Origin of the sequence: Haloarcula marina (genome assembly GCF_024218775.1) — an archaeon.
In the GTDB taxonomy this organism is placed as follows: Archaea; Halobacteriota; Halobacteria; order Halobacteriales; family Haloarculaceae; genus Haloarcula; species Haloarcula marina.
The window spans coordinates 2,316,922-2,341,346 of sequence record NZ_CP100404.1 but is presented as its reverse complement, the minus strand read 5'-3'; the positions used below and the strand labels follow the sequence as shown (position 1 = coordinate 2,341,346).

Below are 24,425 nucleotides of genomic sequence, written 5' to 3'. Positions count from 1 at the left end.
TCATGGAGCGGTGTTCACGCAACGGGGCTATAAAGATACTGAGTATTCACTCAGTGCTCCCCATCGGCCACCAGACTGTCGACGTACGCCGACCATCCCGCCTGCAAGTCCCCGCCCACGTCCATCTCCAAGGCGAGGTGAAATCCGGTCGACCCGTCGGCGGCGGCCAGCAGGAACGCCGCCGTCGCCCGCGGGTCCACCGGCCGGAACGCGCCCGCGTCGACGCCGTCGGCGACGATGCGTTCGAGGCCGTCCAGCGTCGCTGATTCGAGGGCTAGCAAGGGGTCGCGAAGGGTCTCGTTGTACGGCGCGTGCGAGAGCAGTTCCATCACGGCGACGTGGACGCCCGCGTCGGGGTCGTCGGGCGAGAGGAACAGCGACTCACAGGCCCCCCGCAACGCCGCTTCGGGGGCAGTGGTGTCCGCCTCTGCGAAGTCGTCGGCGACCCGTTCGGCGGCGTCTTCGAGGAACGCCGCAATCATCTCGTCTTTGCTGTCGAAGTAGTAGTACAGGCCCGCCTCGCTCTTCGCGTACTCGGCGGCTATCTTCGCCGTCGTGAGGCGTTCGTAGCCGTGGGCGGCGAGGGCGCGACGGACCGCCCCGACCACTTCGGCCCGGGCCTCGGGGTCCATCTCGTCTGTGGGCATACGTTCGAGTGAGCGCTCACTCGTTTCACTGTTTCGCTGTCGTGGGCGGGACGCCGCGTCGACGCCGGTCGAACGGCCGACGTTTTGCCCGTGGAGGCCCTACGCTCCGGCGTGTCCGACGCCCCCGACCACCCGGTGTTGCTGTTCGACGGCGTGTGCAACCTCTGTAACGGCGTGGTCCAGTTCCTCATTCCCCGTGACCCGGCGGGGCGCATCAAGTACGCGCCGCTCCAGTCCGAGGCGGGACGGGAACTCGTAGAACGGACCGAACTCTCGACGGACGGACTCGATTCCGTGATTCTCGTCGAGGCCGGTCGGGCGTACACGAAATCGGCGGCGGTCATCCGCGTTGCCGAACTGCTCGGCTACCCCTATCGCTTCGCGCGGGTCGGCCGCCTCGTCCCCCGAGCGGTCCGAGACGCCGTCTACGACTTCGTCGCCGCCAACCGCTACGACTGGTTCGGAAAGAAAGACCGGTGTATGGTCCCAGACGAGGACGTTTCCGACCGATTTCTGGGATAGCGCTATCGACCCCGCAGACCGCCCCGGCGGTCAGCGGACGTACAGCGAGTAGAGGATGATGCCGAGGCCGATGGCGGTCAGGCCGCTGGAGACGAACACGCTCGTGTAGATGAGGTTGATGCCGTACAGTTGTCCCACGACGATGTCCAACGCACCGCCGATGACCGCCCCCAATGTGACCACCCCGAACCCGTACGTGAGCCACTTGTGTTCGGGCGACCCTGTCCGGGAGTACGCCTGATAGGAGTAGTAGGTGATGAGCCCTCCGATGATGAGGATGAGTGTCTTCGAAGCGACGATACCGACCTGCGAACTGGGAATGTGTGGACTCATGTTTCCTTGCGGACCTCCGACCAGATGTTTTCGAGCCGCTGGTCCGGCGACCGGGCGCTGTGTTCGATGTCGACGGCGAACGCGCGGTCCTCGTCCAATGCGATGACGACTTCCTCGAAGTCGACGGCGTACCGACTGGCGTGTTGGCCGTCCGCCCTGACCTCGACGCCCTCGTACAGGAGCGAGGACTCGGTGAGCAGTTCGAGTTTCCGGTAGGTCGTCGAGAGCGGAACGCCGCTCTCGTCGGAGATTTCGCTGGCCGTCATCGGCTCCTCGAGGACGCTGACGATGTCCCGACAGTCTTCGTCGTCGAGAGCGTCGAGTACCGTCGTCAACTCGGGAGTCTCCTCGTCGGCGAACGGGTCCCGGACCATCCTTGAGTCCGAGTCGACTCCCGCCACGCTTAATGCCACCGACTCGCGGCCCAGGCGGCCGCAGTCTCGGGGTTTCGCCATCGCTGCCCGTTATATCGAGGGGCGCATATATCGTTCGTGAGGGGGATTCTCACTTTCCGAGAACGGTTCTGCCGCGGCGAGAACGCGCCTCGGGGGGTATATGTGTCCTCGTCAAAGGTGCAGGTGTACATGACGAAGCGCATCGGTGCTCCCGGTTCAGGTATCTCGCGTCGTGATTTCGTGAAGGCATCCGGTCTCGGCGGGACCCTCGCGCTCGCTGGCTGTGCGGCCCCGGGCGACCCCGAAGAATCGGTCGGGACGGCAACGGAGACCCAAACCGCGCAGTCGGGCGGCAACCTGCCGACCACGTCGCCGCCGGAGATCGTCAACGTCGACGAGCAGGGCGGGCAGGTCACGCTCTCCTCGGTCCCGGCACGACACTCGGCCCACCCCGGCGAGTCGATGGGCGGCCCCGTCGAACTCCCGCAGGTGTGGGCGTTCAAGGCCGACGACGGTAATCCGAGCGTCCCCGGCCCAATCCTCCGGACGACCGAAGGCGAGGACATGGAGGTGACGCTGGACAACACGAACGGCATGCGCCCGCACACGATTCACTTCCACGCCGTCTCGAAAGACTGGGAGGACGACGGCGTTCCGACGACGACGGGCATCCGCGTCGACCCCGGCGAGAAACACACCTACACTATCCCGGCCGACGTTCCCGGCACGCACCTCTACCACTGCCACTACCAGACCCCGCGGCACCTCGACATGGGGATGTACGGCATCTTCCGCGTCGACCCGAAGGGGTACGAACCGGCCGACAAGGAGTACTTCCTCTCGTTCAAGGAGTGGGACTCCCGACTGAACAAGCAGATGGCGGGGATGGACGCCAGTTACAGCCCCCGGAACCGCCAGCCGGACGTGTTCACCGTCAACGGCAAGTCCGCGCCCCGCACCCTCCACCCCGAAGACGGCTCGCCGATAATCGTCGAACAGGGCGATACGGTCCGCCTGCACATGCTCAACGCGGGGTACATGGACCATCCGATGCACATCCACAACCACCGCTTCGAGGTAACGCACAAGGACGGCGGACAGATTCCCGACGCCGCCCGCCACGAACAGGACGTCTGTTCCATCCCGCCCGCGGGCCGCCGGACCGTCGAGTTCACCGCCGACGCGGACCCGGGCATCTACCTCATGCACTGCCACAAGGTGAACCACGTGATGAACGGCAACGCCTACCCCGGCGGGATGCTCACCGGCGTCGTCTACAAGGAGGCGATGGACACGGACATCTTCGGGAAACTGATGGAGTACGCGGGGTACGAGGGTTGAGCGTAGCGAAACCCTCGTACCAGACGAACGGGGAGCGTAGCGACCCGTGAGTTACGAAGGGTGAACGGAGTGACCCCTTCGGAACAGGCGAGCGGCTGAGACACAACTCTGTGCGACCGTTTTCGCGGCGGACGCGCGCCACTCGACGGCGGTATGCCCGCCGTACGCCCGCTAAGTAGCGCGTTACCTTCGCTCGGGTGTCCGTAGTCCGAGCATGCTCACCGGCTGGCAGACGCTCGTCATCGTCGTGACCGCCACAGTCGTCGCTGCGGGTGCTGGTCCGGTGCTGTCGTCGCCGTCGGCGGAGGCAGTCCACGGGCCGTCGTCGGCCGTCGCCCAGAACGACACGACGGACTTTCCGCCGGGCACGTCGGCCGACGGCATCGAGAACGCGACGCTCCTCGTCGAGACACAGCGGGCCCTCCTGCGGAACACGTCCTACGTCGAGCGCTCCGACTGGGAGACGGTCACGCGCGTCTCGGACGGGACCGGGACCGTCCGGAAACTGGCCGTCGACCAGTATCGGATACGCACTGCGGTGGGGGACAACGGCACCCACATGCGCATCGTCGCCGCGAACGAGTCACAGGGCTACTGGCTCACCGACGATGCCGTCGCGCTCAACAGCAGTTCGACAGCGTACGGCGTCCCGGAGATGTGGTACGAGTATTCGCGGACCGACCCGTACCGAGGGCGCTTCGTTCTGCTGGCGACGGCGTTTCAGTCGTCCGAGTTGGTCCCGTATCTCCGTGACCTGAACTACGACCTCGTGAACACGACGAGCGACGGCGACAGGACGCTCTACACGTACCGGTCGACCGGCATCGCCGACGGCGTCCGACCGAACGCCGGGGCGGTACCGCTCGAGGAGACGACCGAGCGCATAAACGCCACCGTCGTCGTCAGCGACCGCGGCGTCGTCCGGTCCTTCACCGCCCGCGAGGTCCACGCCGTCGAGAACGAAACGGCCACCGCCACACAGCACTACAGTGTCGACGGACTCGGTGAGACGACCACGCGGGCCCCAGCGTGGCTTTCGACGGAACTCGCGCGGGTCGACGCCTCGCTCACCGGCAACGGCACCGTCGTCGAAGTGACCCATCTCGGCGGGACGGCAGTGGCCGACCCGGTGGTGTTCCTGCACGGCCCCGACGAGAGTCGGTCCCTGCGGGCCAACGGGACGCTCGAATCCGGCGACACGCTGTCCCTGTACGTGACGACCGACGGCGCGTATCGGACGTTCCGCGCGAGCGTGAACGACCCGCCAGTCGTGACCGACTCGTTCGTTCCGCTCGGCGACGGCAACCTCTCCGTGGTCGCGTTCCGCTACGTGTTCGACGACTACGACTCGGGCGTCCAAATCGAGGTGACGGTACGCGAATCGAACGAATCCGAATGACGGGCCGGACACACGGTCCCGGTATCCCAACCGAACCGAGATAAACGCCATTTTGATTTATCAAACGCTGCCCGGTGAGCGACGGGAGGGCCGACACGACGGTTCCCGCCCGCTGGGAACGCGGGTCATCCGTTTTTTGCGGGGACTACAACCGATGGGTATGGGAGAACTCGACCACGAGGTGGACGCCCCGCGCGGCGCGACGAGTCGCGAGTGGGAGGTATTCTGCCGGGAGACATCGGCGGACCCGCTGACCCACGTCGGGAGCGTCAGCGCGCCGTCGGCCGACATCGCGCGCCAGCAGGCGACGCAACTGTTCGCTCACGCGGCCGAGGCGCTGTGGCTCTGTCCGGCCGACGAGACGGTCCGGGTACAGTCGGATGCACTCGCTCTCGCCGCCGAGAGCGACGAGACGGACGCGACGATGGACGCGGCGGCGATGCACGAGGAGACGCTGCGAGGTGAGGCCGAATGATTTCCGTCTCGAAACTGTTGACGGATTTGGACGCGGAGGGCGACGGCCTGCGCTACGACGCCGCCGAGGAGTCCACGAAGTCACAGATTCGGGACCGGAAACAGCGCCGTCCGGTCGTCGTCTGGAACGTCACCAAGCAGTGCAACCTCTACTGCGACCACTGTTACGCCGCCGCCGACACCGACATCGCGGACGGGGAACTCACGACGGCGGAAGGGAAGGCCCTGCTCGACGACCTCGCCGACTACGGTGCACCGGTCGTCCTCTTCTCCGGCGGCGAACCGCTCGTCCGACAGGACCTGGAAGAACTTGTCGCCTACGCCGCCGACGCGGGAATCCGTCCGGTGTTATCGACCAACGGGACGCTCATCACCGAGGAGCGCGCCCGGTCGCTCCGCGAGGCTGGCCTGCAGTACGCGGGCGTCTCAGTCGACGGTCTCCCCGAGCGAAACGACGACTTCCGCGGGATGGACGGCGCGTTCGACGGTGCGGTGCAGGGCATCCGGAACTGCCTCGACGCGGGCCTGAAGACCGGTCTCCGCTACACCATCACGGAGCGCAACGCGCCGGACTTGGAGGGCGTCGTGGACCTGTTGACGGACGTGGGCGTCGACCGATTTTGCTTCTATCATCTGGACTACGGCGGCCGCGGGACCGAAATCGTGGACGCCGACCTGTCGCCGGTCGAACGGCGAGAAGCGGTGAAGCGCGTCTGTGACATGACCCGCGAGTACCACGACCGGGGCGAGGAGATAGAGACCCTGCTCGTGGGGAACTACGCCGATGCGGCCTACCTCGTGGAGTACGCCCGCGAGCACATGGGCGAGGCCCAAGCCCGCCGGGTGTACGAGTACCTGCGGGTCAACGGCGGCGACCCGACCGGCGAACGCGTCGCCGACGTGGACTATCAGGGCAACGTCCACCTCACGCAGTTCTGGCAGGGGTACTCGCTCGGAAACGTCCGAGACCGGCCGTTCGGCGACATCTGGGAGGACGAGTCGAACCCGCTCTTGCGGGCGTTGCGCGACCGGGACGAGCGCCTCACCGGCAAGTGCGCCGACTGCCGGTACAGCGAGGTCTGTCGCGGGGCCTCCCGTCTCAGGGCGCTGACCGTCGAGGACGACCTGTTCGCGCCAGACCCGCAGTGTTACCTCGACGAGTCAGAAATCGAGGGACCGGCCCCGCTCGCGGGGAACGACCCGCCGACGCCAGCCGACTGAGTCGAGCGAGCGGACGGGCGGCCGCGTACCGGGGCGCTTTTGCCGTCCCCTCCGTTACTGGTGTGTGTGCTGTCGGTCGAGCTTCACACCCACTCGTCGCTGTCCCACGACGGTCGGGACCCCATCGAGTTGTTGCTGGCGCAGGCCCAAGCCGTCGGACTCGACGCGCTGGCTATCACCGACCACGACGAAATCGAGGCGAGTCGCCGGGCGGCCGAACTCGCCCCGGAGTACGACCTCGTCGGCATCGTCGGGATGGAGATCACCTGCGACGCGGGCCACGTCCTCGGACTGGGTATCGAGGAGGCCGTCCCACCGGGCCTCTCGTTCGGCGAGACGCTCGACCGCATCCGCGAGCAGGGCGGCCTCGCGGTCGTTCCCCACCCCTTTCAGGAGTCGCGCCACGGCGTCCTCGAACACATCTCGAAGGACGAACTCGCGGACGCCGACGCCATCGAAGTGTACAACTCACGCCTGCTGACGGGCCGGTCGAACCGACAGGCCGAGCGGTTCGCCCGCCGCCGCGGCCTGCCGATGACCGCCGGGAGCGACGCCCACATCGCCGAGATGGTCGGGCAGGCGGTGACGAAAGTCGACACCGACGAACACTCGGTCGACGCCATCCTCGACGCCGTCCGGAAGGGAGAGACGACCGTCGAGGGGGAGCGGACGCCGTGGCGCATCAGTTTCCGGCAGGCCGCTGGCGGGGCCAAGCGCCGCGTCGTGAGCCGTCTCGGAAATTTCTGGAGCGAGTGACGTGATGCAGGGCGCAGACGAGACGACGGTTCGAGAGGCCATCGCCAGCGGCGACCCGCTCCCCGGAACCGGGGGCTTTGCGGGCGTCGTCGACGACAGTCTCGCGCGGGACGTGCTGGGTCGGTATCCGCTGTTCGTGGAGTCCGACGCCCAATCCGGACCGCTCCCGCGGTCGGCCTGGAGTGCCGACCCGACCGACCTCGACGACCCAGACCCGTTTCCGGCGGGCCACGTCCGCGACGAGGGCGGAACTCGGGAGGTCTGGACGCTCCCGAACCCGGACCCGTTCGCGGACCGCGAGACGGCCGTCGACGCGGTTCGGGATGCAGTCGAACGGAGCGTCGACGCCGTCGACACCGACGGCCTCGCCATCGCTTTCTCCGGCGGCGTCGACTCGGCGTTGCTGGCGGCCCGACTCGACGCGCCGCTGTACGTCGCCGGGTTTCCGGACAGCCACGACGTGGAGGCCGCGCGGTCTGCCGCCGACCTGCTGGACCGCGACCTGCGCGTCGTGGAGTTGACTCACGAGGCAATCGAGCGAGCGGTCCCGGAGATTGCCGCCGCCACGGGACGGACGAACGCGATGGCCGTCCAAATCGCCCTGCCCCTGTATCTCACCGCCGAACGGGTCGCAGCCGACGGCTTCGACCGCCTCGCGCTCGGACAGGGTGCGGACGAACTGTTCGGCGGCTACGCGAAGGTGGCGAAGGCTCCGAACGACCCGCGCGTCGACGCCGACACCGTTCGCGGGGCACAGCGGGAGGTGCTGGCGACGCTCCCCGACCAACTCACGCGAGACGTGCTGGCCCTGCGCGCGGCGGGCGTCGAACCGGTGACGCCGCTCCTCCACGACCGCGTGGTGTCCGCGGCGCTCCGACTGGACGACGCGATGCTGGTCGACGGCGAGACGCGCAAGTGGGCGCTCAGACGAGCGGCCCGTGACTCGCTTCCGGAGGCCGTCGCGACGCGGGACAAGAAGGCGGCCCAGTACGGGTCACTCGCGGCCCGCGAACTCGACCGACTGGCCCGACAGGCGGGCTACAAGCGTCGGATGGACGACCACGTGACTCGGTACGTCGAGTCGCTGGTCGAGTGATTCAGCTATCCGACGCGCCGCTTCCCGTGACCGCGACCGGCCGTTCAGAGTCGAGGATGACGGCCTGACTCACGCTCCCGAAGACGAGTGCGCCGAGCGGCGAGCGCTTTCGGCCGCCGAGGATAATCATGTCCACGTCGTGTTCTTCGGCGTGGTTAGTTATCTGCCGTTCGGGGTCGCCGTGGCCCGTCTCCGTCTCGAAGTGGACGCCCTCGGCGCGCAGCAGTTCGACGGTCTGCTTGCCCGCGGGCGTCTGTTGAACGGTCGTCTTCTCGGCCGTCTCCTCGTCGTCGAAGACGTGCAAGACGATGGCTTCGACCTCGTCGCTGGCGTGCGGGAGCGCCGCCGTCGCATCCACTTGCGCGCGTGCCCGTGACTCGCTGTGGTCCACCGGAAGTAAGACGCGGTACATGTACGAATCGACGCCAGTCAGGCGATTAGTTACCGACCGCTTACCGCCTCGATGGCCCGCTGGCCGACTTCGACCACGTCAGCGGGGAGTTCGTCGCTCCGTGCGGCCAACTGTTCGGGCGTGAACCACGTCCAGTCCTCGGCCGGTTGCTCGCCGGGGCCGGGGTCGATGTCCCGAGTCGGCGCGGCCCCGTAGAAGATGAAGTCGATGTGCTGGTGGCCCACGTCGCCGCTCTCGTGGACGTTGATGTCTTCGAGGAGGAAGTGCTGTGGCTGAGGAATCGAGCGGACCGTCTCGCTCTCGATGTCCTCCTCGGGAGCGACGAGGTCCACGTCGAAGCCGAGTTCCTCGCGGGTCTCGCGGAGCGCCGCCTCGTGGGGCAGTTCGTCCCGGTCGACGTGGCCGCCTGCGGGCAACCACATGTCGAGTTTGTCGTGTTCGTGTAGCGCGACGGCCCCGTCGCTGACGACGTAGACGGTCGCGACGAAGTGGCGTGTCGTCTCCATGCTCGCGGCGAAGCGCGGGGAGAAAGTGTAGCTTACGACCCGTTAGGGGTGGACGCTGTCCTCGGCTTCGAGCAGTTCGTGGTAGCGGTTGCGGATGGTGACCTCGGAGATGCTCGCCACCTCGCTCACCTCGCTCTGGGTGACCTTCTCGTTGGTCAGCAGGGAGGCCGCGTAGACGGCGGCCGCGGCCAGTCCGACCGGGGACTTCCCGGAGTGGACGCCCTCCGCTTTGGCGTTCTGGAGGAGCTGTCGGGCGCGTCGCTCGACCTCCTCGGAGAGGTCGAGGTCCGAGGCGAACCGAGGGACGTAGCTCTCGGGGTCCGCGGGCTGGATTTCGAGGCTCAGTTCGCGGACGACGTAGCGGTAGGTCCGGGCGATTTCGTCTTTGTCGACGCGGGAGACGTTGGCGATTTCGTCCAGCGAGCGTGGGGTCCCGGCCTGTCGGGCGGCGGCGTACAGCGACGCCGTCGAGACGCCCTCGATGGAGCGGCCCGGCAGGAGGTCCTCGTCCAGCGCGCGGCGGTAGATGACGGAGGCAGTCTCGCGGACGTTCTCGGGGAGGCCGAGCGCCGAGGCCATGCGGTCGATTTCGCCGAGCGCCTGCTTCAGGTTGCGCTCTTTGGAGTCGCGCGTGCGGAAGCGCTCGTTCCACGTCCGCAGTCGCTGCATCTTCTCGCGCTGGCGCGAGGACAGGGAGTTGCCGTAGGCGTCCTTGTCCTGCCACCCGATATTGGTCGAGAGGCCCTTGTCGTGCATCATGTTCGTCGTCGGTGCGCCGACGCGGGACTTCTGGTCTTTCTCCTTCGAGTCGAAGGCGCGCCACTCGGGACCGGGGTCGATTTCGTCCTCCTCGACGACCAGCCCACAGTCTTCACAGACGGTCTCGCCGCGTTCACTGTCGGAGAGCAGGGACCCACCACACTCGGGACAGACGAGTGACTCCTCGTCCGTTGTCTCTTCCTCATCGGCTTCGCGCTCATTCGTGTATCGGCGGATGGTGGTATCGGTCATTGGTTGCGAATAGACGGGTCTGGATACCCGAAAAACGGTTCTTGTGGTCTTTTGTTGTGGCCGGAGCAACTTAAACGCTTTGCCAAATCGCAAAGATTGCATTGCCAATCGGAAAAACAGTCTTCCCGCTCGTGTTCGAAAACGTCCGTCTGAACGAATCGCCCCAAACAGTTCGGGCTTCACCTTTCGAAACGCTTACCGCCGGGCCAACACTCCGCGAACACATGAGCGACAACGCCGTCGACCCGGACGAGGTACGCCACATCGCCGACCTCGCCCGCATCGACCTCGACGAGGGCGAGGTCGAGCGGTTCACCGAGCAGTTCGGCGAGATTCTGGCCGCGTTCGAAGCGCTGGACGAGGTCCCGGAGACCGACCGCGACGCCGACCTCGCGAACGTCATGCGCCCCGACGAGGTCCGCGACGGACTCACCCAAGCGGAAGCGCTCCAGAACGCCCCCGAGTCCGAGGCCGGACAGTTCAAAGGCCCGAAGGTGTCGTGAGATGACCGGCTACAACGGCTACATCGCCACCGACACCATCGAGGGGTCCGACGACGGCCCGCTGGCCGGTCGGACCGTCGCCGTCAAGGACAACATCTCCACCGAGGGGGTCCGGACCACCTGTGGCTCCGAGATGCTCGACGACTACGTGCCGCCCTACGACGCCACCGTCGTCGAACGCCTGAAAGACGCCGGTGCGACCATCCCCGGCAAGACGAACATGGACGAGTTCGGGATGGGGACGACCACCGAAACGTCGGCGTTCGGCGCGGTCGAGAACCCCGTCGCCGAGGGCCGCGTCCCCGGCGGGTCATCGGGCGGGTCGGCGGCCGTCGTCGCCGCTGGCGACGCCGACATGGCCCTCGGTAGCGACACCGGCGGCTCTATCCGCTGTCCCGCCGCGTTCTGCGGCGTCGTCGGCATCAAACCGACATACGGCCTCGTCTCCCGCTACGGACTGGTCGCCTACGCAAACAGCCTCGAACAGATCGGTCCTATCGCGCCGAGCGTCGAGGAGGCCGCTGAACTGCTGGAGGTCATCGCCGGGCCGGACGAACGCGACGGGACGACCCGCGACGCGAGCGAGCAGGTCGAGGACTACGCGTTCGCCGACGCCGCAGACGGCGACGTGGAGGGCCTCTCCATCGGCGTTCCGACGGAACTACTCGACGGGGCCGACGAGGGCGTCGTCGAGACGTTCTGGGACGCCATGGACGAACTCGAATCACAGGGCGCGACCTACCACGAAGTGGACCTCCCGAGCGTCGAACACGCCGTCGAGGCCTACTACGTCATCGCCATGAGCGAGGCGTCCTCGAACCTCGCGCGATTCGACGGCGTCCGCTACGGGAAGTCCGGCGGCTACGACGGCAACTGGAACGAGTCGTTCGCAAACGCCCGCGAAGAGGGCTTCGGCGAGGAGGTCAAACGCCGCGTCCTGCTGGGCACCTACGCGCTCTCGGCGGGCTATCACGACAAGTACTACAAGAAGGCCCAAGACGCCCGCGCGTGGGTCAAACAGGACTTCGACGAGGCGCTCTCGGACGCCGACGTACTCGCCTCCCCGACGATGCCGGTGCCGCCGATGAAACGCGGCGAGAGCCTCGACGACCCGCTGACGATGTACCTCGCGGACGCGAACACGACGCCGGTCAACCTCGCCAACCTCCCGGCCATCTCCGTGCCCGCTGGCGAGACGGACGACGGCCTGCCGGTCGGTCTCCAACTCGTCGGTCCGGCGTTTGGCGAGCGGACGATAATTCGGGCGGGCAGCGCGCTGGCGTAGTTCCGCGAGCGGGCGGGCTTTGTTACCTGCACGCAGTCTGGTACGCTTTTGTATTCGCTCGTCGTGCAAACCGTATGAGCGAGGACGCAGGACGATTGGAGTGGATTCACTGGCCGACGATGGTGAAAGCGATGGCGGTCGGTATCGGCGGTGGCCTCATCTTGGCCGTCGCACTCGAGGACTTCGTCCTCGGGATGGTGTTCGGCGTGGCGAACGGCCTCGCGTTCGGTATCGGGTGGTCGCGGTCGCGGTCGCGCCAGTCCGACTGAGAATTGGCGCGCCGGAGGGTTGTTGAACCGCCTGTGCGTAGCGCCGCGTAGCAACTCGTGGCGAACGTAGCCACGCTCGGACGGTCGACGGCCCGCGTCGTCTGGCATCGGGCGGCCCTCCGAACGACCGACAACGCTGCGCTGGCGGCCGCGAAGCGACGACGTGGGGGACGGGGACAGGCGAGTCTGGACGACTTCTGACTACAGGACGCGGTCGTAGACGGTCGCGAGTTTGTCCACGGCGTGGTCGACGCTCACCTGCTCACGGCGGGCGAGACAGTTCTCGGCGAGTCGGTCGCGTTCGTCCAGCGTCCGCTCGATAGCCCGGCGGAAGCCGTCCACGTCGCCCTCGGAGTAGTGGTATCCCGTCTCGCCGTCGTCGACGGTGTCGCTGAGCGCGCCCGCGTCGACGCCAGCGACGGGGGTCCCACAGCAGTTGGCCTCCAGCGCCACGATGCCCTGCGTTTCGACAGGACTCGGAAAGGCGAACACGTCGAGGGCCGCGTACAGTTCGGGGAGTTCCTCGCGGTCGAGAAAGCCGAGGAACCGGGCGTCGATGTCGGTGTCGGCGGCCGTCGCCTCCAGGGACTCACGGGCCGGACCGTCGCCACCGAAGACGACCGTCACATCGAGGCCCTCGCAGGCGGTGAGAATGTCGTCGAGACACTTCTCGTGACCGTGTCGTCCGGTGTACCCCACGAGCGGACCGTCGGGCAGGCCGTGCCGGTCGCGAAAGCCCTCGGTCGCCGTCGGTCGGAAGAAGTCGATGTCGACGCCGTTGGAGATGACCTCGACGGGGGTGTCGGTCCCGACCATGCCCCGGACTTGCTCCGCCGTCCGTTCGCTGGGCGCGACGACCAGCGCCGTGCTGTCCAGAAACCACCGCTCGTAGTGTTCGGCGCTGGACTGGACCGCCGACTCGACGGTGTCGTTCGAGGCGACGTACTCGGCGTACTCGCCGGTCGGCGTGTGATAGGACGCCACCAGCGGGGCGTCGAGTTTGCGGGCGAGGCGCTTGCCCGCCATCCCGAGGCTGAACGGCGTGTGGGCGTGAACCACGTCGGCCTCGTTGACCGCGTCTGGAATCTGGGGCATTCCGAGTCGGAACCCCTCGTAGAACGGGAACGGGAGGCTCCGGACCGGGTACTCGCCGTCCTCGGGGTCGTGGTCGCCGCGGGGGTAGACCACGTCCATGCGGCCGCCGCGTCGCCGCCAGCGGTCCCGCCACGTCTTGACCGTGTAGGTCACGCCGTTGACGGTCGGCAGATACGTGTCGGTGAATGCGGCGACCTGCGGCAGTGCCATCGACGCGGCGTTGTCGCACCAACGGGTAAACCCTTGCTATTGGTCGGTGTCGGTCCGTCGCCGGGCAATGGGCTTTTTACACCCGACCGTGACCATCCGCCAATGGCTTCGGACCGCTGGCTGTACGCGTGGGCGCTGGGTTCCGTCGCGCTCGGGGCTGCCTCGCTGCTCGTCCCGCTCTATTTCGTCACAATCGGTGGAAGCACGCTCTTACTGGGCGTTCTCGCTGGCGTCGCGGCCGCCGCGGGCGCGCCGGGCGCGCTCATCTTCGGTCGCATCGCGGACAAAACTGGCAAACGTCGGTCGCTCGTCCTCGCGGCGCTCGCCATCGCCGCCGGGGCGCTGGTCGTCGTCGCGCTCTCGGAGTCGGAGTTGGTCGTCATCCTCGGCAACGGCGTGCTGTGGTTCTCCGCCGGGGCCGTCGCGCCGGTCCTGACCCTACTGGTGACGGTCGGTGCGCTCGAACGGGACTGGCCCGGCCGGTTCGCCACGCTCAACCGCTACCAGGGCTGGGGCTGGGCGGGCGGCCTCGTCCTCGGCCTCGGGTGGACGGCGCTCCTCTCGGGACCGCTCGGGACGCAAACCGCACAGCGGTCGCTCCTCTTGGTCTGTGCGGCCGTCGCCTTCGTGTCAGCGACCCTCGTCACGCGCTGGCTCCCCTCGGACGCGAAAGCCGTCGAGAAACCCCGACCCAGTCGCATCGCGCGGGCCCTCGCCCGTTCGCGCCGCCTGCCGGTGCGAAGCGCCACCTTCCCGGTCGGTCCGGGACGGCTCTACTGGCTCACGCGGTCGTTCCACCCGCGACAGGTCTTCGCCCGACTGACGCCGTCGCTGTCGCTGTACTTCCTCGCCATCGTCGCCGTCTTCGTCGGATTCGGCGTGTTCTGGGGGCCGCTCCCGTCGTACCTCTCGGGGACGCTCTCGTACGACTCGGGGACGATATTCGCGCTGTACCTCGTTTCCAGCCTCGGGTCGGCGCTGTGCTACGGCGCGGCAGGACGCCTGGTCGAGCGCTACGACGCGGCGGGCGTCCAGACCGGCGGTCTACTGGCGCGGGCCGTCCTCCATCCCGCCGTGGCACTCGTCGTCGGCGTCGTTCCGGCGGCGACGGTGGCGCTCGTGACCAACGCCGCCGTCTTTCTCCTCATCGGCGTCGCGTGGGCGCTCATCGCCGTCACCGCCGCGAGCATCGTCACCCAGTTCGCACCGTCCGCCATTCGGGGCGAGGCGCTCGGTCTCTACACGGCGCTGTCCGGTCTCGCCAGTGGGGTGGGGTCCGTCCTCGGGGGATGGCTCGGCGGGTACGGCTTCACCCTCGCGTTCGGCGTCGCAGGCGGGTTCGTCTTCGTCGGGACAGTCGTGGTCGCCGTCCTCTGGTGGCGTGCGCCACAACAGGCATCTGACGCGCTGACGACGGCAGACTGACGCTCACTCCGCCACCGGGCGGTCCGTCGCGGCGAACAGCGCATCGGTGACTCACGCTGGCGGTCGAACGCTACTCTCTCAGACCAGTTCCGCGTACGTCTCGACCAGACGCTCGCCGACGCGGTCCAGTCCGTGTTTTCGGGCCGTCTCCTTCGCGTTCTCGCCGAGTCGCTCTCGCAGGTCGGGGTTCGATTCCAGGCGTTCCAGCGCCTCGCGGAACTCCGACTCGTCCGAACAGATGAGGCAGTCGTGGCCGTCCTCGTAGTACTCGCGGAAGACGGGGATGTCCGAGAGGACGACGGCCTTCCCGCAGGCCATCGCTTCGAGGACGACGATACCCTGATTCTCGACCTTCGAAGGAAAGAGGAACACGTCGCCAGCGCCGTAGGCACCGCGAATGTCGTCGACCCACCCGGTGAACGTGACGTTCTCTGGCGGGTTCGAAGTCCACTTGCGGACTTCGCTGGACCCGTGCGGGCCGTCGTCGTACGTGCCGAACCACGCGTAGTCGTGGTCGGTCCGCTGGGCGAGTTCGCAGAAGGTGGTCAGGCCCTTGCGCTCGAAGACGCTCCCGACGGCGAAGACGACCATCCCCGACAAGTCGTACTGCTCGCGGTACTCGTCGCGGAAGGACTCGTACCCTTCCAGCGGGGCCGTGTCGACGCCGTTCGTGATGGGGCGAATCGGCGCGTCGACGGGGTAGTCTTCGAGGACGCCCTTCGTGTACTCGGAGGGACAGAGGACCATATCTGCCTGCGAGTAGAACCACTTCAGGTACTCGCCGAGGGCGGGCGCGACGAGGTTCGACCCGCGGAAACTCCCGCGGAAGTCCTCTCTGGTCACGTGAGCGTGGAGGACCAGTGGGATGTCGTGATTCCGCGCGTGGCGAGCGACGGCGACCGAACCCGGCCCGATCATGTTGCAGTGGGCCACGTCGAAGTCGGCGAAGACAGGGTCGCCGAAGGCGAAGTTCCCGCCGACGGCCCACGCCGGATGGCCGTCCGTCCACGGCGTCGTCACCACGTCCACGTCGGTATCGGCGAGCGCCTGCCGCTGGTGGTCGACGGACGTTCCGATGCCGGAGCGGTCGAGTTGGTCCGCGAGTTCGAGGTAGTTCAGGACGCGCACGGACAGTCGCTCAGGGCCTGCGAGCAAAACTGTACCGACTCTCTGGCGGGCCGGGTCCGGAAGGCGTTTTTACGCGCCGCTCGGACTCCCGACGATGACAGACGAGGCGACCATCGCCCGCGAGCGCATCGACCGACTCCAGTCGATGGCTCGTAAAGCGGTCCGCGAGGGTCGCGAGGACCGGGCGCGCGAGTACGTCCGGCGGGCGCGGCGCATCGCAGAACGCCACCGTCTCCGCCTCCCGCGGGAGTTCGCCCGCGCCATCTGCCGCGACTGTGACACCTACCTCGTTCCCGGCCGGAACGCCCGCGTTCGGACCCAGTCGGGGCACGTCGTCGTCACCTGTGAATGTGGTTCACACGCACGCTATCCCTACGACTGACTTTCTTTACGACTATTGGTTTTTTAGGTATCGACGGCCTTTATCGCCCTATATGTCTGATGCGTCTCGAAAACAGCGGATTCACGAACTCGACGCGACCCTCCGCGTGGGGAAAAGCGGCATCGACGCCGTCGCAGACGAGTTGAACACACAGCTACAGGATCGCGACTTCGTGAAGGTGAAGTTCCTCCGGTCGTCTCGCGGCGGGACGACCACCGACGAACTCGCCGACGAACTGGCTGAGCGAGTCAACGCCGATGTCGTCCGCGTACGCGGCCATACGGCGGTGTTCGAGCGATGATGCAGGTCGGTCCCATCGCCGGTGCCCTCGAAAACTTCGGTATCCCGGCCGCGGCGGCCCTCGCCTCGGCCATCGTCTTCCTCATTGTCTTCGTCCTCGTGTATCTCGTGGGGAAGGCGCTCGTCATCCCCATCGTCGACCGCTCGCTGAAGTCCCGGGACCTGGACGAACACGCCCGCCGTCCCATCAAGAAACTGGCGAGCATCGTCATCGTCTTCGCCGCCGTGGCGGTCGCGTTCGGGATGGCCGAGTACGGCAACTTCCTGCAGTCGCTCGCGACCATCGCGGCGGCCGCGACGCTGGCAATCGGCTTCGCCATGCAGGACGTGCTGAAGAACTTCGTCGCTGGCCTGTTCATCTACACCGACAAGCCGTTCCGAATCGGCGACTGGATAGAGTGGGACGGCAACGCGGGCATCGTCGAGGACATCAGCCTGCGCGTCTCCCGCATCCGCACCTTCGACAACGAACTGCTGACCGTGCCGAACTCCAACCTCACCGACGGCGTCATCAAGAACCCCGTCGCGAAGGACCAACTTCGCCTGAAGTTCGTCTTCGGCATCGGCTACGACGACGACATCGACAAAGCGACCGAAATCATCGTCGAGGAGGCAGAGAAGCACAAGGGCATCCTCGAAGACCCCGGCCCGTCCGTTCGACTGATCGAACTCGGCGACTCTTCGGTCGGCCTCCAGTCCCGCATCTGGATTGACAACCCAAGCCGCGCCGACTTCGTGAAGACCCGCGGCGAGTACGTCCAGTCGGTCAAAGAGCGATTCGACGAGGAGGGTATCGACATCCCCTACCCGAACCGCACCATCGGCGGCGGCCTCGAACTGGCCGGGATGGACGGCATCGTCGAACCCGCCGACGACTGACGACACACCGACTTCCGTCGCTCGTTCGACACGTGCGACACCTCTATCTTCGTTGGACAGTTAGTCGAAAGTGACTACTCTATGTCACGACACACGTCAGGCGGGGTCCGATGGCGGCGCTCGCTGGTCGTCGCCGCCGTGTTGCTGTGCGGGTCGCTCGTCCCGTCGCCGCTGGGCCGCCACGAGAGTTGGCGGTACGTCGGCCCCGATAAGGTCCTCCACTTCCTCGGCCACGGCGGATTCGCGGCAGTGCTCGCCGAGGCGTTCGACGACGGTCGGCCCGGCCCTCGACGCGCGGGCCTCTCGGCCATCGCCGTCTCCGTCGCCTACTCCGTCGTGCTGGGGCGACTGCAAGAGTGGGTCCCCGGGCGGATGCCCGAAACCGCCGACACCGTCGCCGGACTGCTCGGTTCGGTGGTCGGCGTCCTCGCGTGGCACGCACACTGCGAGGACTGACTGGACCGTACGGCCGCGGACGGCGACGCCGCTCCGCGGTCGTTCGATACTCGAAGATGAATGCGGACCCCGAGATTGCCCGGCGTTCGGGCGCGGGTAATCCCGTTTGCCTCCTCCACCCCGCGACCCCACGAGCGAAGGGTGTTCGATGGTCCGCTGCTCACTTCCGTGCCTGGCGGGCTGCCATCGATTAACCACGTGGGCGCATCCCTGCAGATGCGACCACGTGGACCGCCGTCCCCGTGGGACGAGGCTTCGACGTTAGCTCACGGGGTCCACGTCCGTCTGACCGGACGCCCCCGGGCTTCGGTCCCCGCTAATGACCGTAATGCGGGCGTGGAGGGGGGCCAAACCCCCCGACCTAGTCCATTCCGAAGTCCGCCGCCGCTACATAAGGGCCTTTCGGAACACCGGGGGACTGCGCGGGGATAGCGCTCAGAACAACCCGAGTGCGCGGGCGAACCACGCCGCACCGACGGGGACGGGGACGCCCGCGAGAACGAGGACCCAGCGGTGGTGTTCGATGAGCGTCGACTCGGACAGGCCGAGCACCAGGCTCACCGGGACCGTCGCCGCCCAGAGGAGGCTCAGGCCGACGATGAACAGTCCCAACACGAGTCCCGCCCCGGCGGCGATGCTCGGGTCGGTGCGTCCCTCGCGGCCCGCGGCGAGGACGATGATGGTCACCAGCGCCAGAATCGCCGCGAACACGGGGGAGAGCGCGCCCGACGCGTAGTACGCGCCGACGGCGCTCGTCGTCTCGACGATGAGGTACGGCACCCCGAGGACGACGAGATAGAGGAGACAGCCGACGATACCGACCAGCGGTGCGGTCCGTAAGTCGTTCATACCGCGGGTCCGAACGGCGGCGTCTTAACACCGACGTTCGAGCGAAACGCCGAAATGGTCGCTCACGTAACCGTAGCCTATGGGACTTGGTTCGACGGCGAAAAAGATTCAGAAGGTCGCCGACATCGCCGAGGAGTTGTACACGAAGGTCAACGAACTGAAGACGCAACTGCAGGAACTCCGCGGAACGGTCGAGGACACGAACGACCGCGTCGACGAGGTGGAGCGCCGACTGGACGACCAGCGCGCCCTCCTCGAAGCGATAGCGGCGGAGCAAGGCATCGACGCCGACGCCGTCCTGACCGACGCGGTCATCGACGACGCCGAGGACTGAGACGCGACACGTCGATGGTCCGGTTCGCGACGCCCGGGAGCGAAAGCGTCGCTCGCTCGGCATCGTCGACGCTGATGCTCCCGTCGAACAGCGCTTCGAGCGAATCCATTGCGTCCTCGTCGTGGGCCGTCGATTCTGCAATATAGAGCCCCAGTGACCCGGCGTTCTCGACGCGTGCGGTGAACACGTGAAGGGACCGAAAGACCGTCTGGAGCGGTGAGTACATCAGCAACGACGACACCGAATCCACGAGCACGCGCATCCGCGCAACCCCGTCGTCCCCGTCGTTCGACTGGACGAACTCGGCGAACTTGACCGTGATTCCAGTCATGTCGGTGGGCGCGGCCGAGTACTTCGGACGTTGTCCGTCGGCCCCAGCGCTCCCTATCTGGTCGGACACCGCATCGACGACGGCGAGTCCGGCGTCGTCCGTCCCGCCGAGAATCGTCCCGTAGTCGTCTCGCACTCGCTCGGCGCAGTCGCGTGCGGTCACGACGACGGCGTTGTCGCCGCGCCGTGACCCCGCCGCCAGCGTCTCCAGCGCCAACCGCCGTTTGCCGGTCAGCGGCGGGCCCTTGAGCAGGATGTTCGTGCCCGCCGCGACGGCGACATCGTCCAGGTGTGGTCCTAAGTCGTACATGATGAGCGCGAGCGGACAGCACCGACCGTATTTGTTTCTCGACGCATCGTCATAAATTCGTTTCGTAAACATCGAAATTTGGACGCGGTTGACGGTACCGACTCCCGTGCGTCTGATTCACGCCCGCGAACCGGAACCGGATGGTTTAAACCGGAACACCGGATTATGTGATGACGTAGGGCGCTTAGCTCAGCCTGGACAGAGTGCTTGGCTTCGGACCAAACCGTCGGGGGTTCAAATCCCTCAGCGCCCGTATCCGAATTCACGCTTAAAACCGCCAGACGGCGGCAGGTCTGTTCCCCCACTGTACGAACTGGAGCGCTGCTTTCGTTCGGTATTCGAACGGAATTGGCTCTGAGGTTCACGTAGGTCGATACTGGTCAGGAAGGAGAACATCAATCTCCGATTGAATCACTTCAATGCCCGATGGCTGAAATTCGGATCGTTACGAGTTCGTCCGAAGACGGACGGTTTTCCCCTCGTAATCCTCGATAAACGCGCCGGGTCCACCAACGCTCACCTCACCGTTGTCCGTTTCGAGAAACAGACTCATCTCCAGTGTGTAATCGTTCGTCGCTGGCTCGATAATCGCCTGTCGGACCTGACTCACCGCTCCCGAGATTAGTTCGCCGCTTTCAGTTTCGACGTCAGCCCACAGGTCCGTGCCCTGTTGTTCGTGAAGGTACGCATGAAAGACTGCCTGTCGAAACCAACTGTACGTTTTCGGTAGTGGGTCGGGCTCACTCACGTACAGTTCGGCCGATGCGGACCAATATGCACTGAGATACATCCCAAAAACTGACCCCGTTAGATGTTCTTGTGAAACGGCAACTATCTCGTATTTCGTGCTTGGACTGGAGAAGATATCTGGTTCGCCGATTATCGACGTGGTACCGTCAACGACGGTAACGAACGGGAGGCTTTCCTCCCAGTAGCGAATCGCTTCCGCAACGCCCGCTAGCTGTTCGATATCGCCTGGAGTAGCGAGTTCTCCGATGAGTAACAGGACAAAGACATCTCTGTCGACCGCATTTCGCAGGTCGGATTCGATTTCCGGATAGACGTGCTCGGGAATCGCAACCACGATCTCGGACTCGGCTTCGGAGATAGACTCCCGGAGCCGCTTGATTGCCGTCTCTCGAGACTTTATCATCTGAATCTCGGGTTCCGTTTCGGTCGTCTCATTGAACCTGTCTTCAAGCGACCCCGTTATCGATTCAAGCCGTTCTGAGAGTGACCCAATTGCCTCTGCTGGCGGCAGCGCTTGGATGACGGTTGGCGACGCATATTCCTTTACACGTACGAGTCCACGTTTTTCCAGGCGCTCGGCGATATTGTACACTGCTCGCTGTGTTACCTCTGCTTCCTCTGCGACCGTACTCGTTGGTGCCTCGCCTAAGGGCAAGAGCGCGAGATAGGTGTCGATCTCCGTATCAGACAGCCCCAGGATACTCAGCTCATTTCTGAGCTCGGTCTCATTTATCTCATTAGATTGCGTCATCGTGATGTTTGCTTGAGCCGCGTCGGTGAAATAGTTAGTCAGACCTGCTTAGGACGCGCCTCATTCCATCGAGGTGGTCACGAAACCGTCGAAATTGAGGAGGACTCGCTGGGTACGGTCTCCGAATACGGCTTTCCCAGTCGGAGATCGTCGAGACCCCGGGATGAAGACGTGATCACTGCCTGTCTCGGTCGCTATCTCGATGACCGCGTCTGCTTGCGCCCCTTTCTCTTCGACGACCGTACGCAGGACGTATTCCACAGCCTCACCGAGTACGTCGCTGGCAAGGTCCTGGACGTCTCCGGACAGCCCTTCGAGAATATCGTCTTCGTCGTAGCTCGTGTGCTCGACGCGGCCGATCTCGTCGAGCGTCGATGCGACGTCTTCGTACTCGTCAGGCGTCGCAAGTGCGACGACCACGATATCGTTCCCTTCGCCCAATGCAACGGTCCGTGCTTTCTGTAGCAATGCTCTGTCGCGGTCTGTATCTTCGATAACGGTGAGTGTGCGTGTCATGGTGTACGGTGAATCGGTCAATGTAGTTCAGATCGATGCGCTCAACGATTCGGCTCCAGCAGTTCCTCGAACGGATTCCAGTCGAGGTAGATGAACGCGGCCGAGGCCACGAGCATTACCACGAGCATGCCGAGGCTCACGATGCTGATTACGAACGTACTCGTTCCGGGTTCGATATACGGGACTGACAGTGCCAGCAGTGCGAGCAACACGAGGCTCGAAGCAAAGATGGCTCGCCAGACAGCAGTCATCGGACTGTCCTCCGAACAGGTTCACCGAGCGGTGATTTCCGGACAGACGAGTCGCCGACTGTCCGGGCGACTCGTTCGGCAGTTTCGACCGTGAGGTTAGTCGTCATCGGTAACCTTCGGAGTCTCCGTACTCTCGACACCGTCGAGTGGGGCGCTGTCCCAGTATTCGTGATCGGGGTCGGTTCGGTGGCACGCTGCACAGCGAGTACCCGGCTCGCCGGCTTCCGCGCCGAGTTCGGGCTTGTCGGTCTTGCACGCCTCACGTGCTTCGGGACACCGAGTGTGGAACCGACAGCCAGACGGCGGGTTCACCGGGTCCGGGATGTCGATGGAACGGACCGGTGGGTCGACCATCTTCTGCTCGCTCGGGTCGAGGTCGGCCGTCGCCCACCGCAGTACCTTCGAGTACGGGTGTTTCGGGTCGTTCAGGACCTCGTCGGGTGGTCCGATCTCGATGATCTCTCCAAGGTACATGATGCCGATACGCCCGTCTGCCTTCTCGGCGAGATAGCGGGCGTTCGACAGCGTGTGCGAGATGAACACGAAGGACGTGTTGAACTGCTCTTGCAGTTCCAACAGCAGGTCCATCGTTTCGACCCGGAGCGAGACGTCGAGTGCCGACACGGCCTCGTCGGCGAGAATGACGTCTGGGTTCATCAGGAGTGCCCGGACCAGCGCCACACGCTGTTGTTCCCCGCCGCTCAGCTGGTGAGGGAACCGATGGGCGTACTCCTGTGGTGGCTCCATCCCGACCCGATCCAACAGTGCAAAGATGCGTGCCCGTCGGTCCTCGGTCGACATGTCCGGATCCCAGCGCTTCAATGGCGCTTCGAGTGATGTCAGCACCTTCTGGTTGGGGTTGAGTGCCCCACCGGGGTCCTGATGGATAATCTGCAGGGCTTTTCGGATATCGCCGTACGGGATTTCGACGTCACCCTTCCCGTCCTTGGCGTCCCAGATGTCCTGACCGCGGTACTTGACGCTCCCGTGGGTCGGACGCTGGACGCCGATAATCGTCTTCCCGAGCGTGGTCTTCCCGCAGCCAGACTCACCGACCAGCGCAAGCACGTCGTTTTCGGGGATGTCGATAGAGACACCGTCGACTGCCTGGACCTGCGGAGCGTCTTTCCGCAACGAGTCGATGAATCCCTGTTCCTTCTCGAAATGGACCGAGACGTCGTCGAGCGACATCACGACCTCCTCGTCGTCGTTCTGCCGAGGAGACGAACGGTCGCTCATTGGTCCACCACCTCGGCTTCCATCGGGACGGCCTTCTCGGCCTCGTCGTGGTGGAAGCACGCTGTCTCCTGGTCGTCTGCTACCTGGAACCACTCTGGTTGTTCTTCGTGACATTGCTCGGTCGCCAGCGGACACCGCGGCGCGTAATGACACCCCGCCGGTGTGTGGGCTGGATTGGGGGCCGTCCCTTCGATGGGTTGCATCGTCGACAACGGGGCATCTAGGTTGGGGACGGCCTTCAGGAGCGCTCGCGTGTACGGGTGCTGCGAGTGTCGGACAATCTGTTCGGTCGGCCCGACTTCCGCCAGTTTGAACGCGTAGAGAATGGCCAACCGGTCGGACAGGCCAGCCACGAGCGGCAGGTCGTGCGTGATGAACAGTATCGAGAGTTCGTACTTCTCTTTGATGTCGTCGAGCAGGCTCAGAATCGAGCGTTGCATCAGCAGGTCCAGCGCGGCCGTCGGCTCGTCCATCAACAGCACCTTCGGCTCCAGTACCAGTGATAGCGCGATGAGCGCTCGCTGGCTCATCCCGCCTGACAACTCGTAGGAGTAGGAATCGAGTACCCGGTCAGGGTCCAGATAGAGGTCAGAGAGGAGTTCACGCGCCCGTTCCATCCCCTCGTCGACGTCGTAATCGTGGGCTTCCAGCGTCTCTACGAAGTGCCCACGAATCTTCATCGTCGGATTGAACGAGGAGAGGGCACCCTGGAACACCATCGAGATTTCCTCCCAGCGGAGCTGTTTCAGCTCTCTGTCGCTCAACTCGAGGACGTTGACTGGGTCGTCACCTTTCTCGGGGTAATATCGTATCTCTCCGGTCGTAATCCCGGGTTCTTCGACAGCGTCCATCATCGCGTTGGCAAGCATCGATTTGCCCGATCCGGATTCACCGACGACGCCGAGTATCTCACCCCGCCGGAGGTCGATACTCGCGTCGTCCAGTACCATCGCGTCTCTGTGCTCCAGGTCGTAGGTGACGCTGACGTTGCGAGCCTCGATGATCGGGTCCGCCGCGTCGCGCCCTGTGTCGTTTGCAGTTCGTGACATG

General features: G+C 65.5%; 32 protein-coding genes, 1 tRNA gene and 1 other RNA gene. 18 read left to right on the top strand and 16 right to left on the bottom strand.

Annotated features, from left to right (window positions below; translation table 11 throughout):
- Positions 1 to 50: 50 nt before the first annotated feature.
- Entirely contained in the window at positions 51 to 647 is a 597-nt protein-coding gene (locus NJQ44_RS12280) for a TetR/AcrR family transcriptional regulator (protein ID WP_254271638.1), read from the bottom strand.
- Positions 648 to 737: 90 nt separating this feature from the next.
- On the opposite strand from NJQ44_RS12280, the gene NJQ44_RS12275 reads away from it, so the two are divergent.
- Complete coding sequence (locus NJQ44_RS12275; protein ID WP_254271637.1) at positions 738 to 1,169, top strand: thiol-disulfide oxidoreductase DCC family protein; 432 nt, start codon at positions 738 to 740, stop codon at positions 1,167 to 1,169.
- A gap of 30 nt (positions 1,170 to 1,199) precedes the next feature.
- Here the strand turns inward: NJQ44_RS12275 and NJQ44_RS12270 are convergent, their stop codons facing one another.
- Together NJQ44_RS12270 and NJQ44_RS12265 are read right to left on the bottom strand one after the other, a co-directional pair.
- Positions 1,200 to 1,502 (bottom strand): DUF7521 family protein, encoded by a 303-nt coding sequence (locus NJQ44_RS12270; protein ID WP_254271636.1) that lies wholly within the window; start codon positions 1,500 to 1,502, stop codon positions 1,200 to 1,202.
- Positions 1,499 to 1,876 (bottom strand): winged helix-turn-helix domain-containing protein, encoded by a 378-nt coding sequence (locus NJQ44_RS12265; protein WP_254271635.1) that lies wholly within the window; start codon positions 1,874 to 1,876, stop codon positions 1,499 to 1,501. The genes NJQ44_RS12270 and NJQ44_RS12265 overlap by 4 nt, the downstream gene beginning before the upstream one ends.
- 210 nt (positions 1,877 to 2,086) lie before the next feature.
- Between NJQ44_RS12265 and NJQ44_RS12260 the strand changes: the two genes are divergently transcribed.
- The 6 genes from NJQ44_RS12260 to NJQ44_RS12235 all read left to right on the top strand — a co-directional run bounded on the left by NJQ44_RS12260 (position 2,087) and on the right by NJQ44_RS12235 (position 8,184).
- Positions 2,087 to 3,238, top strand: a complete 1,152-nt coding sequence (locus tag NJQ44_RS12260; protein WP_254271634.1) for a multicopper oxidase domain-containing protein — start codon at positions 2,087 to 2,089, stop codon at positions 3,236 to 3,238.
- A 214-nt stretch (positions 3,239 to 3,452) separates the two neighbouring features.
- Positions 3,453 to 4,637 (top strand): hypothetical protein, encoded by a 1,185-nt coding sequence (locus tag NJQ44_RS12255; RefSeq protein ID WP_254271633.1) that lies wholly within the window; start codon positions 3,453 to 3,455, stop codon positions 4,635 to 4,637.
- A gap of 160 nt (positions 4,638 to 4,797) precedes the next feature.
- Positions 4,798 to 5,112 carry an Htur_1727 family rSAM-partnered candidate RiPP gene (locus tag NJQ44_RS12250; RefSeq protein WP_254271632.1) on the top strand — a complete coding sequence of 105 codons (315 nt, stop codon included), beginning with the start codon at positions 4,798 to 4,800 and terminating at the stop codon, positions 5,110 to 5,112.
- Positions 5,109 to 6,332, top strand: a complete 1,224-nt coding sequence (locus NJQ44_RS12245) for a TIGR04347 family pseudo-SAM/SPASM protein (protein WP_254271631.1) — start codon at positions 5,109 to 5,111, stop codon at positions 6,330 to 6,332. The genes NJQ44_RS12250 and NJQ44_RS12245 overlap by 4 nt, the downstream gene beginning before the upstream one ends.
- 66 nt (positions 6,333 to 6,398) lie before the next feature.
- Entirely contained in the window at positions 6,399 to 7,088 is a 690-nt protein-coding gene (locus tag NJQ44_RS12240; protein ID WP_254271630.1) for a PHP domain-containing protein, read from the top strand.
- A gap of 4 nt (positions 7,089 to 7,092) precedes the next feature.
- Entirely contained in the window at positions 7,093 to 8,184 is a 1,092-nt protein-coding gene (locus NJQ44_RS12235) for an asparagine synthase C-terminal domain-containing protein (RefSeq protein WP_254271629.1), read from the top strand.
- A gap of 1 nt (position 8,185) precedes the next feature.
- On the opposite strand, the gene NJQ44_RS12230 is transcribed toward NJQ44_RS12235, so the two are convergent.
- From NJQ44_RS12230 to NJQ44_RS12220, 3 genes are read right to left on the bottom strand one after another with little or no spacing between them, the layout of a single operon-like run.
- Positions 8,186 to 8,596: a universal stress protein gene (locus NJQ44_RS12230; protein WP_254271628.1), complete on the bottom strand. Its 411-nt coding sequence runs from the start codon at positions 8,594 to 8,596 to the stop codon at positions 8,186 to 8,188.
- A 29-nt stretch (positions 8,597 to 8,625) separates the two neighbouring features.
- Complete coding sequence (locus NJQ44_RS12225) at positions 8,626 to 9,102, bottom strand: NUDIX hydrolase (RefSeq protein ID WP_254271627.1); 477 nt, start codon at positions 9,100 to 9,102, stop codon at positions 8,626 to 8,628.
- A 42-nt stretch (positions 9,103 to 9,144) separates the two neighbouring features.
- Complete coding sequence (locus NJQ44_RS12220; protein ID WP_254271626.1) at positions 9,145 to 10,113, bottom strand: transcription initiation factor IIB; 969 nt, start codon at positions 10,111 to 10,113, stop codon at positions 9,145 to 9,147.
- Between the two features lie 224 nt (positions 10,114 to 10,337).
- Here NJQ44_RS12220 and gatC point away from each other — a divergent pair, with 224 nt between their 5' ends.
- The 4 genes from gatC (at position 10,338) to NJQ44_RS12200 (ending at position 12,371) form a co-directional block, all read left to right on the top strand.
- Positions 10,338 to 10,616, top strand: coding sequence for an Asp-tRNA(Asn)/Glu-tRNA(Gln) amidotransferase subunit GatC (gatC, locus tag NJQ44_RS12215; protein ID WP_254271625.1), 279 nt, complete (start codon positions 10,338 to 10,340; stop codon positions 10,614 to 10,616).
- A 1-nt stretch (position 10,617) separates the two neighbouring features.
- Complete coding sequence (gatA, locus tag NJQ44_RS12210; RefSeq protein ID WP_254271624.1) at positions 10,618 to 11,901, top strand: Asp-tRNA(Asn)/Glu-tRNA(Gln) amidotransferase subunit GatA; 1,284 nt, start codon at positions 10,618 to 10,620, stop codon at positions 11,899 to 11,901.
- Positions 11,902 to 11,975: 74 nt separating this feature from the next.
- Positions 11,976 to 12,170, top strand: a complete 195-nt coding sequence (locus tag NJQ44_RS12205; RefSeq protein WP_254271623.1) for a hypothetical protein — start codon at positions 11,976 to 11,978, stop codon at positions 12,168 to 12,170.
- 57 nt (positions 12,171 to 12,227) lie between these two features.
- Positions 12,228 to 12,371, top strand: a complete 144-nt coding sequence (locus NJQ44_RS12200; RefSeq protein WP_254271622.1) for a hypothetical protein — start codon at positions 12,228 to 12,230, stop codon at positions 12,369 to 12,371.
- Here NJQ44_RS12200 and NJQ44_RS12195 read toward each other — a convergent pair whose 3' ends face one another.
- The gene (locus NJQ44_RS12195; RefSeq protein ID WP_254271621.1) at positions 12,372 to 13,475 is read right to left on the bottom strand and encodes a glycosyltransferase; all 1,104 of its coding nucleotides are present in this window, start codon (positions 13,473 to 13,475) and stop codon (positions 12,372 to 12,374) included.
- Between the two features lie 102 nt (positions 13,476 to 13,577).
- On the opposite strand from NJQ44_RS12195, the gene NJQ44_RS12190 reads away from it, so the two are divergent.
- A complete protein-coding gene (locus tag NJQ44_RS12190; protein ID WP_254271620.1) occupies positions 13,578 to 14,900 on the top strand; it encodes an MFS transporter in 1,323 nt (440 codons plus the stop codon).
- 78 nt (positions 14,901 to 14,978) lie between these two features.
- Here the strand turns inward: NJQ44_RS12190 and NJQ44_RS12185 are convergent, their stop codons facing one another.
- Positions 14,979 to 16,028 carry a glycosyltransferase family 4 protein gene (locus tag NJQ44_RS12185; RefSeq protein WP_254271619.1) on the bottom strand — a complete coding sequence of 350 codons (1,050 nt, stop codon included), beginning with the start codon at positions 16,026 to 16,028 and terminating at the stop codon, positions 14,979 to 14,981.
- A 94-nt stretch (positions 16,029 to 16,122) separates the two neighbouring features.
- On the opposite strand from NJQ44_RS12185, the gene NJQ44_RS12180 reads away from it, so the two are divergent.
- The 4 genes from NJQ44_RS12180 to NJQ44_RS12165 all read left to right on the top strand — a co-directional run bounded on the left by NJQ44_RS12180 (position 16,123) and on the right by NJQ44_RS12165 (position 18,045).
- A complete protein-coding gene (locus NJQ44_RS12180; protein ID WP_254271618.1) occupies positions 16,123 to 16,410 on the top strand; it encodes a ribonuclease P protein component 4 in 288 nt (95 codons plus the stop codon).
- A gap of 52 nt (positions 16,411 to 16,462) precedes the next feature.
- On the top strand, positions 16,463 to 16,711 hold the full coding sequence (locus tag NJQ44_RS12175; RefSeq protein ID WP_254271617.1) for a YhbY family RNA-binding protein: 249 nt from the start codon (positions 16,463 to 16,465) through the stop codon (positions 16,709 to 16,711).
- Positions 16,711 to 17,589 (top strand): mechanosensitive ion channel family protein, encoded by an 879-nt coding sequence (locus NJQ44_RS12170; protein WP_254274337.1) that lies wholly within the window; start codon positions 16,711 to 16,713, stop codon positions 17,587 to 17,589. The genes NJQ44_RS12175 and NJQ44_RS12170 overlap by 1 nt, the downstream gene beginning before the upstream one ends.
- An 81-nt stretch (positions 17,590 to 17,670) precedes the next feature.
- Positions 17,671 to 18,045 (top strand): VanZ family protein, encoded by a 375-nt coding sequence (locus tag NJQ44_RS12165; protein ID WP_254271616.1) that lies wholly within the window; start codon positions 17,671 to 17,673, stop codon positions 18,043 to 18,045.
- 58 nt (positions 18,046 to 18,103) lie between these two features.
- On the opposite strand, the gene ffs is transcribed toward NJQ44_RS12165, so the two are convergent.
- Positions 18,104 to 18,417: signal recognition particle sRNA (ffs, locus tag NJQ44_RS12160), an RNA gene on the bottom strand.
- A 63-nt stretch (positions 18,418 to 18,480) separates the two neighbouring features.
- Positions 18,481 to 18,894, bottom strand: a complete 414-nt coding sequence (locus NJQ44_RS12155) for a DUF7548 family protein (protein WP_254271615.1) — start codon at positions 18,892 to 18,894, stop codon at positions 18,481 to 18,483.
- Positions 18,895 to 18,973: 79 nt separating this feature from the next.
- On the opposite strand from NJQ44_RS12155, the gene NJQ44_RS12150 reads away from it, so the two are divergent.
- Positions 18,974 to 19,228, top strand: a complete 255-nt coding sequence (locus NJQ44_RS12150; protein ID WP_254271614.1) for a DUF5798 family protein — start codon at positions 18,974 to 18,976, stop codon at positions 19,226 to 19,228.
- Here NJQ44_RS12150 and NJQ44_RS12145 read toward each other — a convergent pair.
- Complete coding sequence (locus NJQ44_RS12145) at positions 19,206 to 19,868, bottom strand: RAD55 family ATPase (RefSeq protein ID WP_254271613.1); 663 nt, start codon at positions 19,866 to 19,868, stop codon at positions 19,206 to 19,208. The two genes, NJQ44_RS12150 and NJQ44_RS12145, sit on opposite strands and share 23 nt — an antisense overlap.
- A gap of 178 nt (positions 19,869 to 20,046) precedes the next feature.
- Here NJQ44_RS12145 and NJQ44_RS12140 point away from each other — a divergent pair.
- Positions 20,047 to 20,121, top strand: a tRNA-Arg gene (locus NJQ44_RS12140).
- Between the two features lie 192 nt (positions 20,122 to 20,313).
- Here NJQ44_RS12140 and NJQ44_RS12135 read toward each other — a convergent pair.
- The 5 genes from NJQ44_RS12135 to NJQ44_RS12115 all read right to left on the bottom strand — a co-directional run bounded on the left by NJQ44_RS12135 (position 20,314) and on the right by NJQ44_RS12115 (position 24,424).
- Positions 20,314 to 21,369, bottom strand: coding sequence for a TrmB family transcriptional regulator (locus NJQ44_RS12135; RefSeq protein ID WP_254271612.1), 1,056 nt, complete (start codon positions 21,367 to 21,369; stop codon positions 20,314 to 20,316).
- A 60-nt stretch (positions 21,370 to 21,429) separates the two neighbouring features.
- Positions 21,430 to 21,885 (bottom strand): universal stress protein, encoded by a 456-nt coding sequence (locus tag NJQ44_RS12130; RefSeq protein ID WP_254271611.1) that lies wholly within the window; start codon positions 21,883 to 21,885, stop codon positions 21,430 to 21,432.
- A 41-nt stretch (positions 21,886 to 21,926) separates the two neighbouring features.
- Positions 21,927 to 22,136: a hypothetical protein gene (locus tag NJQ44_RS12125; protein WP_254271610.1), complete on the bottom strand. Its 210-nt coding sequence runs from the start codon at positions 22,134 to 22,136 to the stop codon at positions 21,927 to 21,929.
- A 96-nt stretch (positions 22,137 to 22,232) separates the two neighbouring features.
- Complete coding sequence (locus NJQ44_RS12120; RefSeq protein WP_254271609.1) at positions 22,233 to 23,375, bottom strand: oligopeptide/dipeptide ABC transporter ATP-binding protein; 1,143 nt, start codon at positions 23,373 to 23,375, stop codon at positions 22,233 to 22,235.
- Complete coding sequence (locus NJQ44_RS12115) at positions 23,372 to 24,424, bottom strand: ABC transporter ATP-binding protein (protein WP_254271608.1); 1,053 nt, start codon at positions 24,422 to 24,424, stop codon at positions 23,372 to 23,374. The genes NJQ44_RS12120 and NJQ44_RS12115 overlap by 4 nt, the downstream gene beginning before the upstream one ends.
- Between the last annotated feature and the right edge of the window lies 1 nt (position 24,425).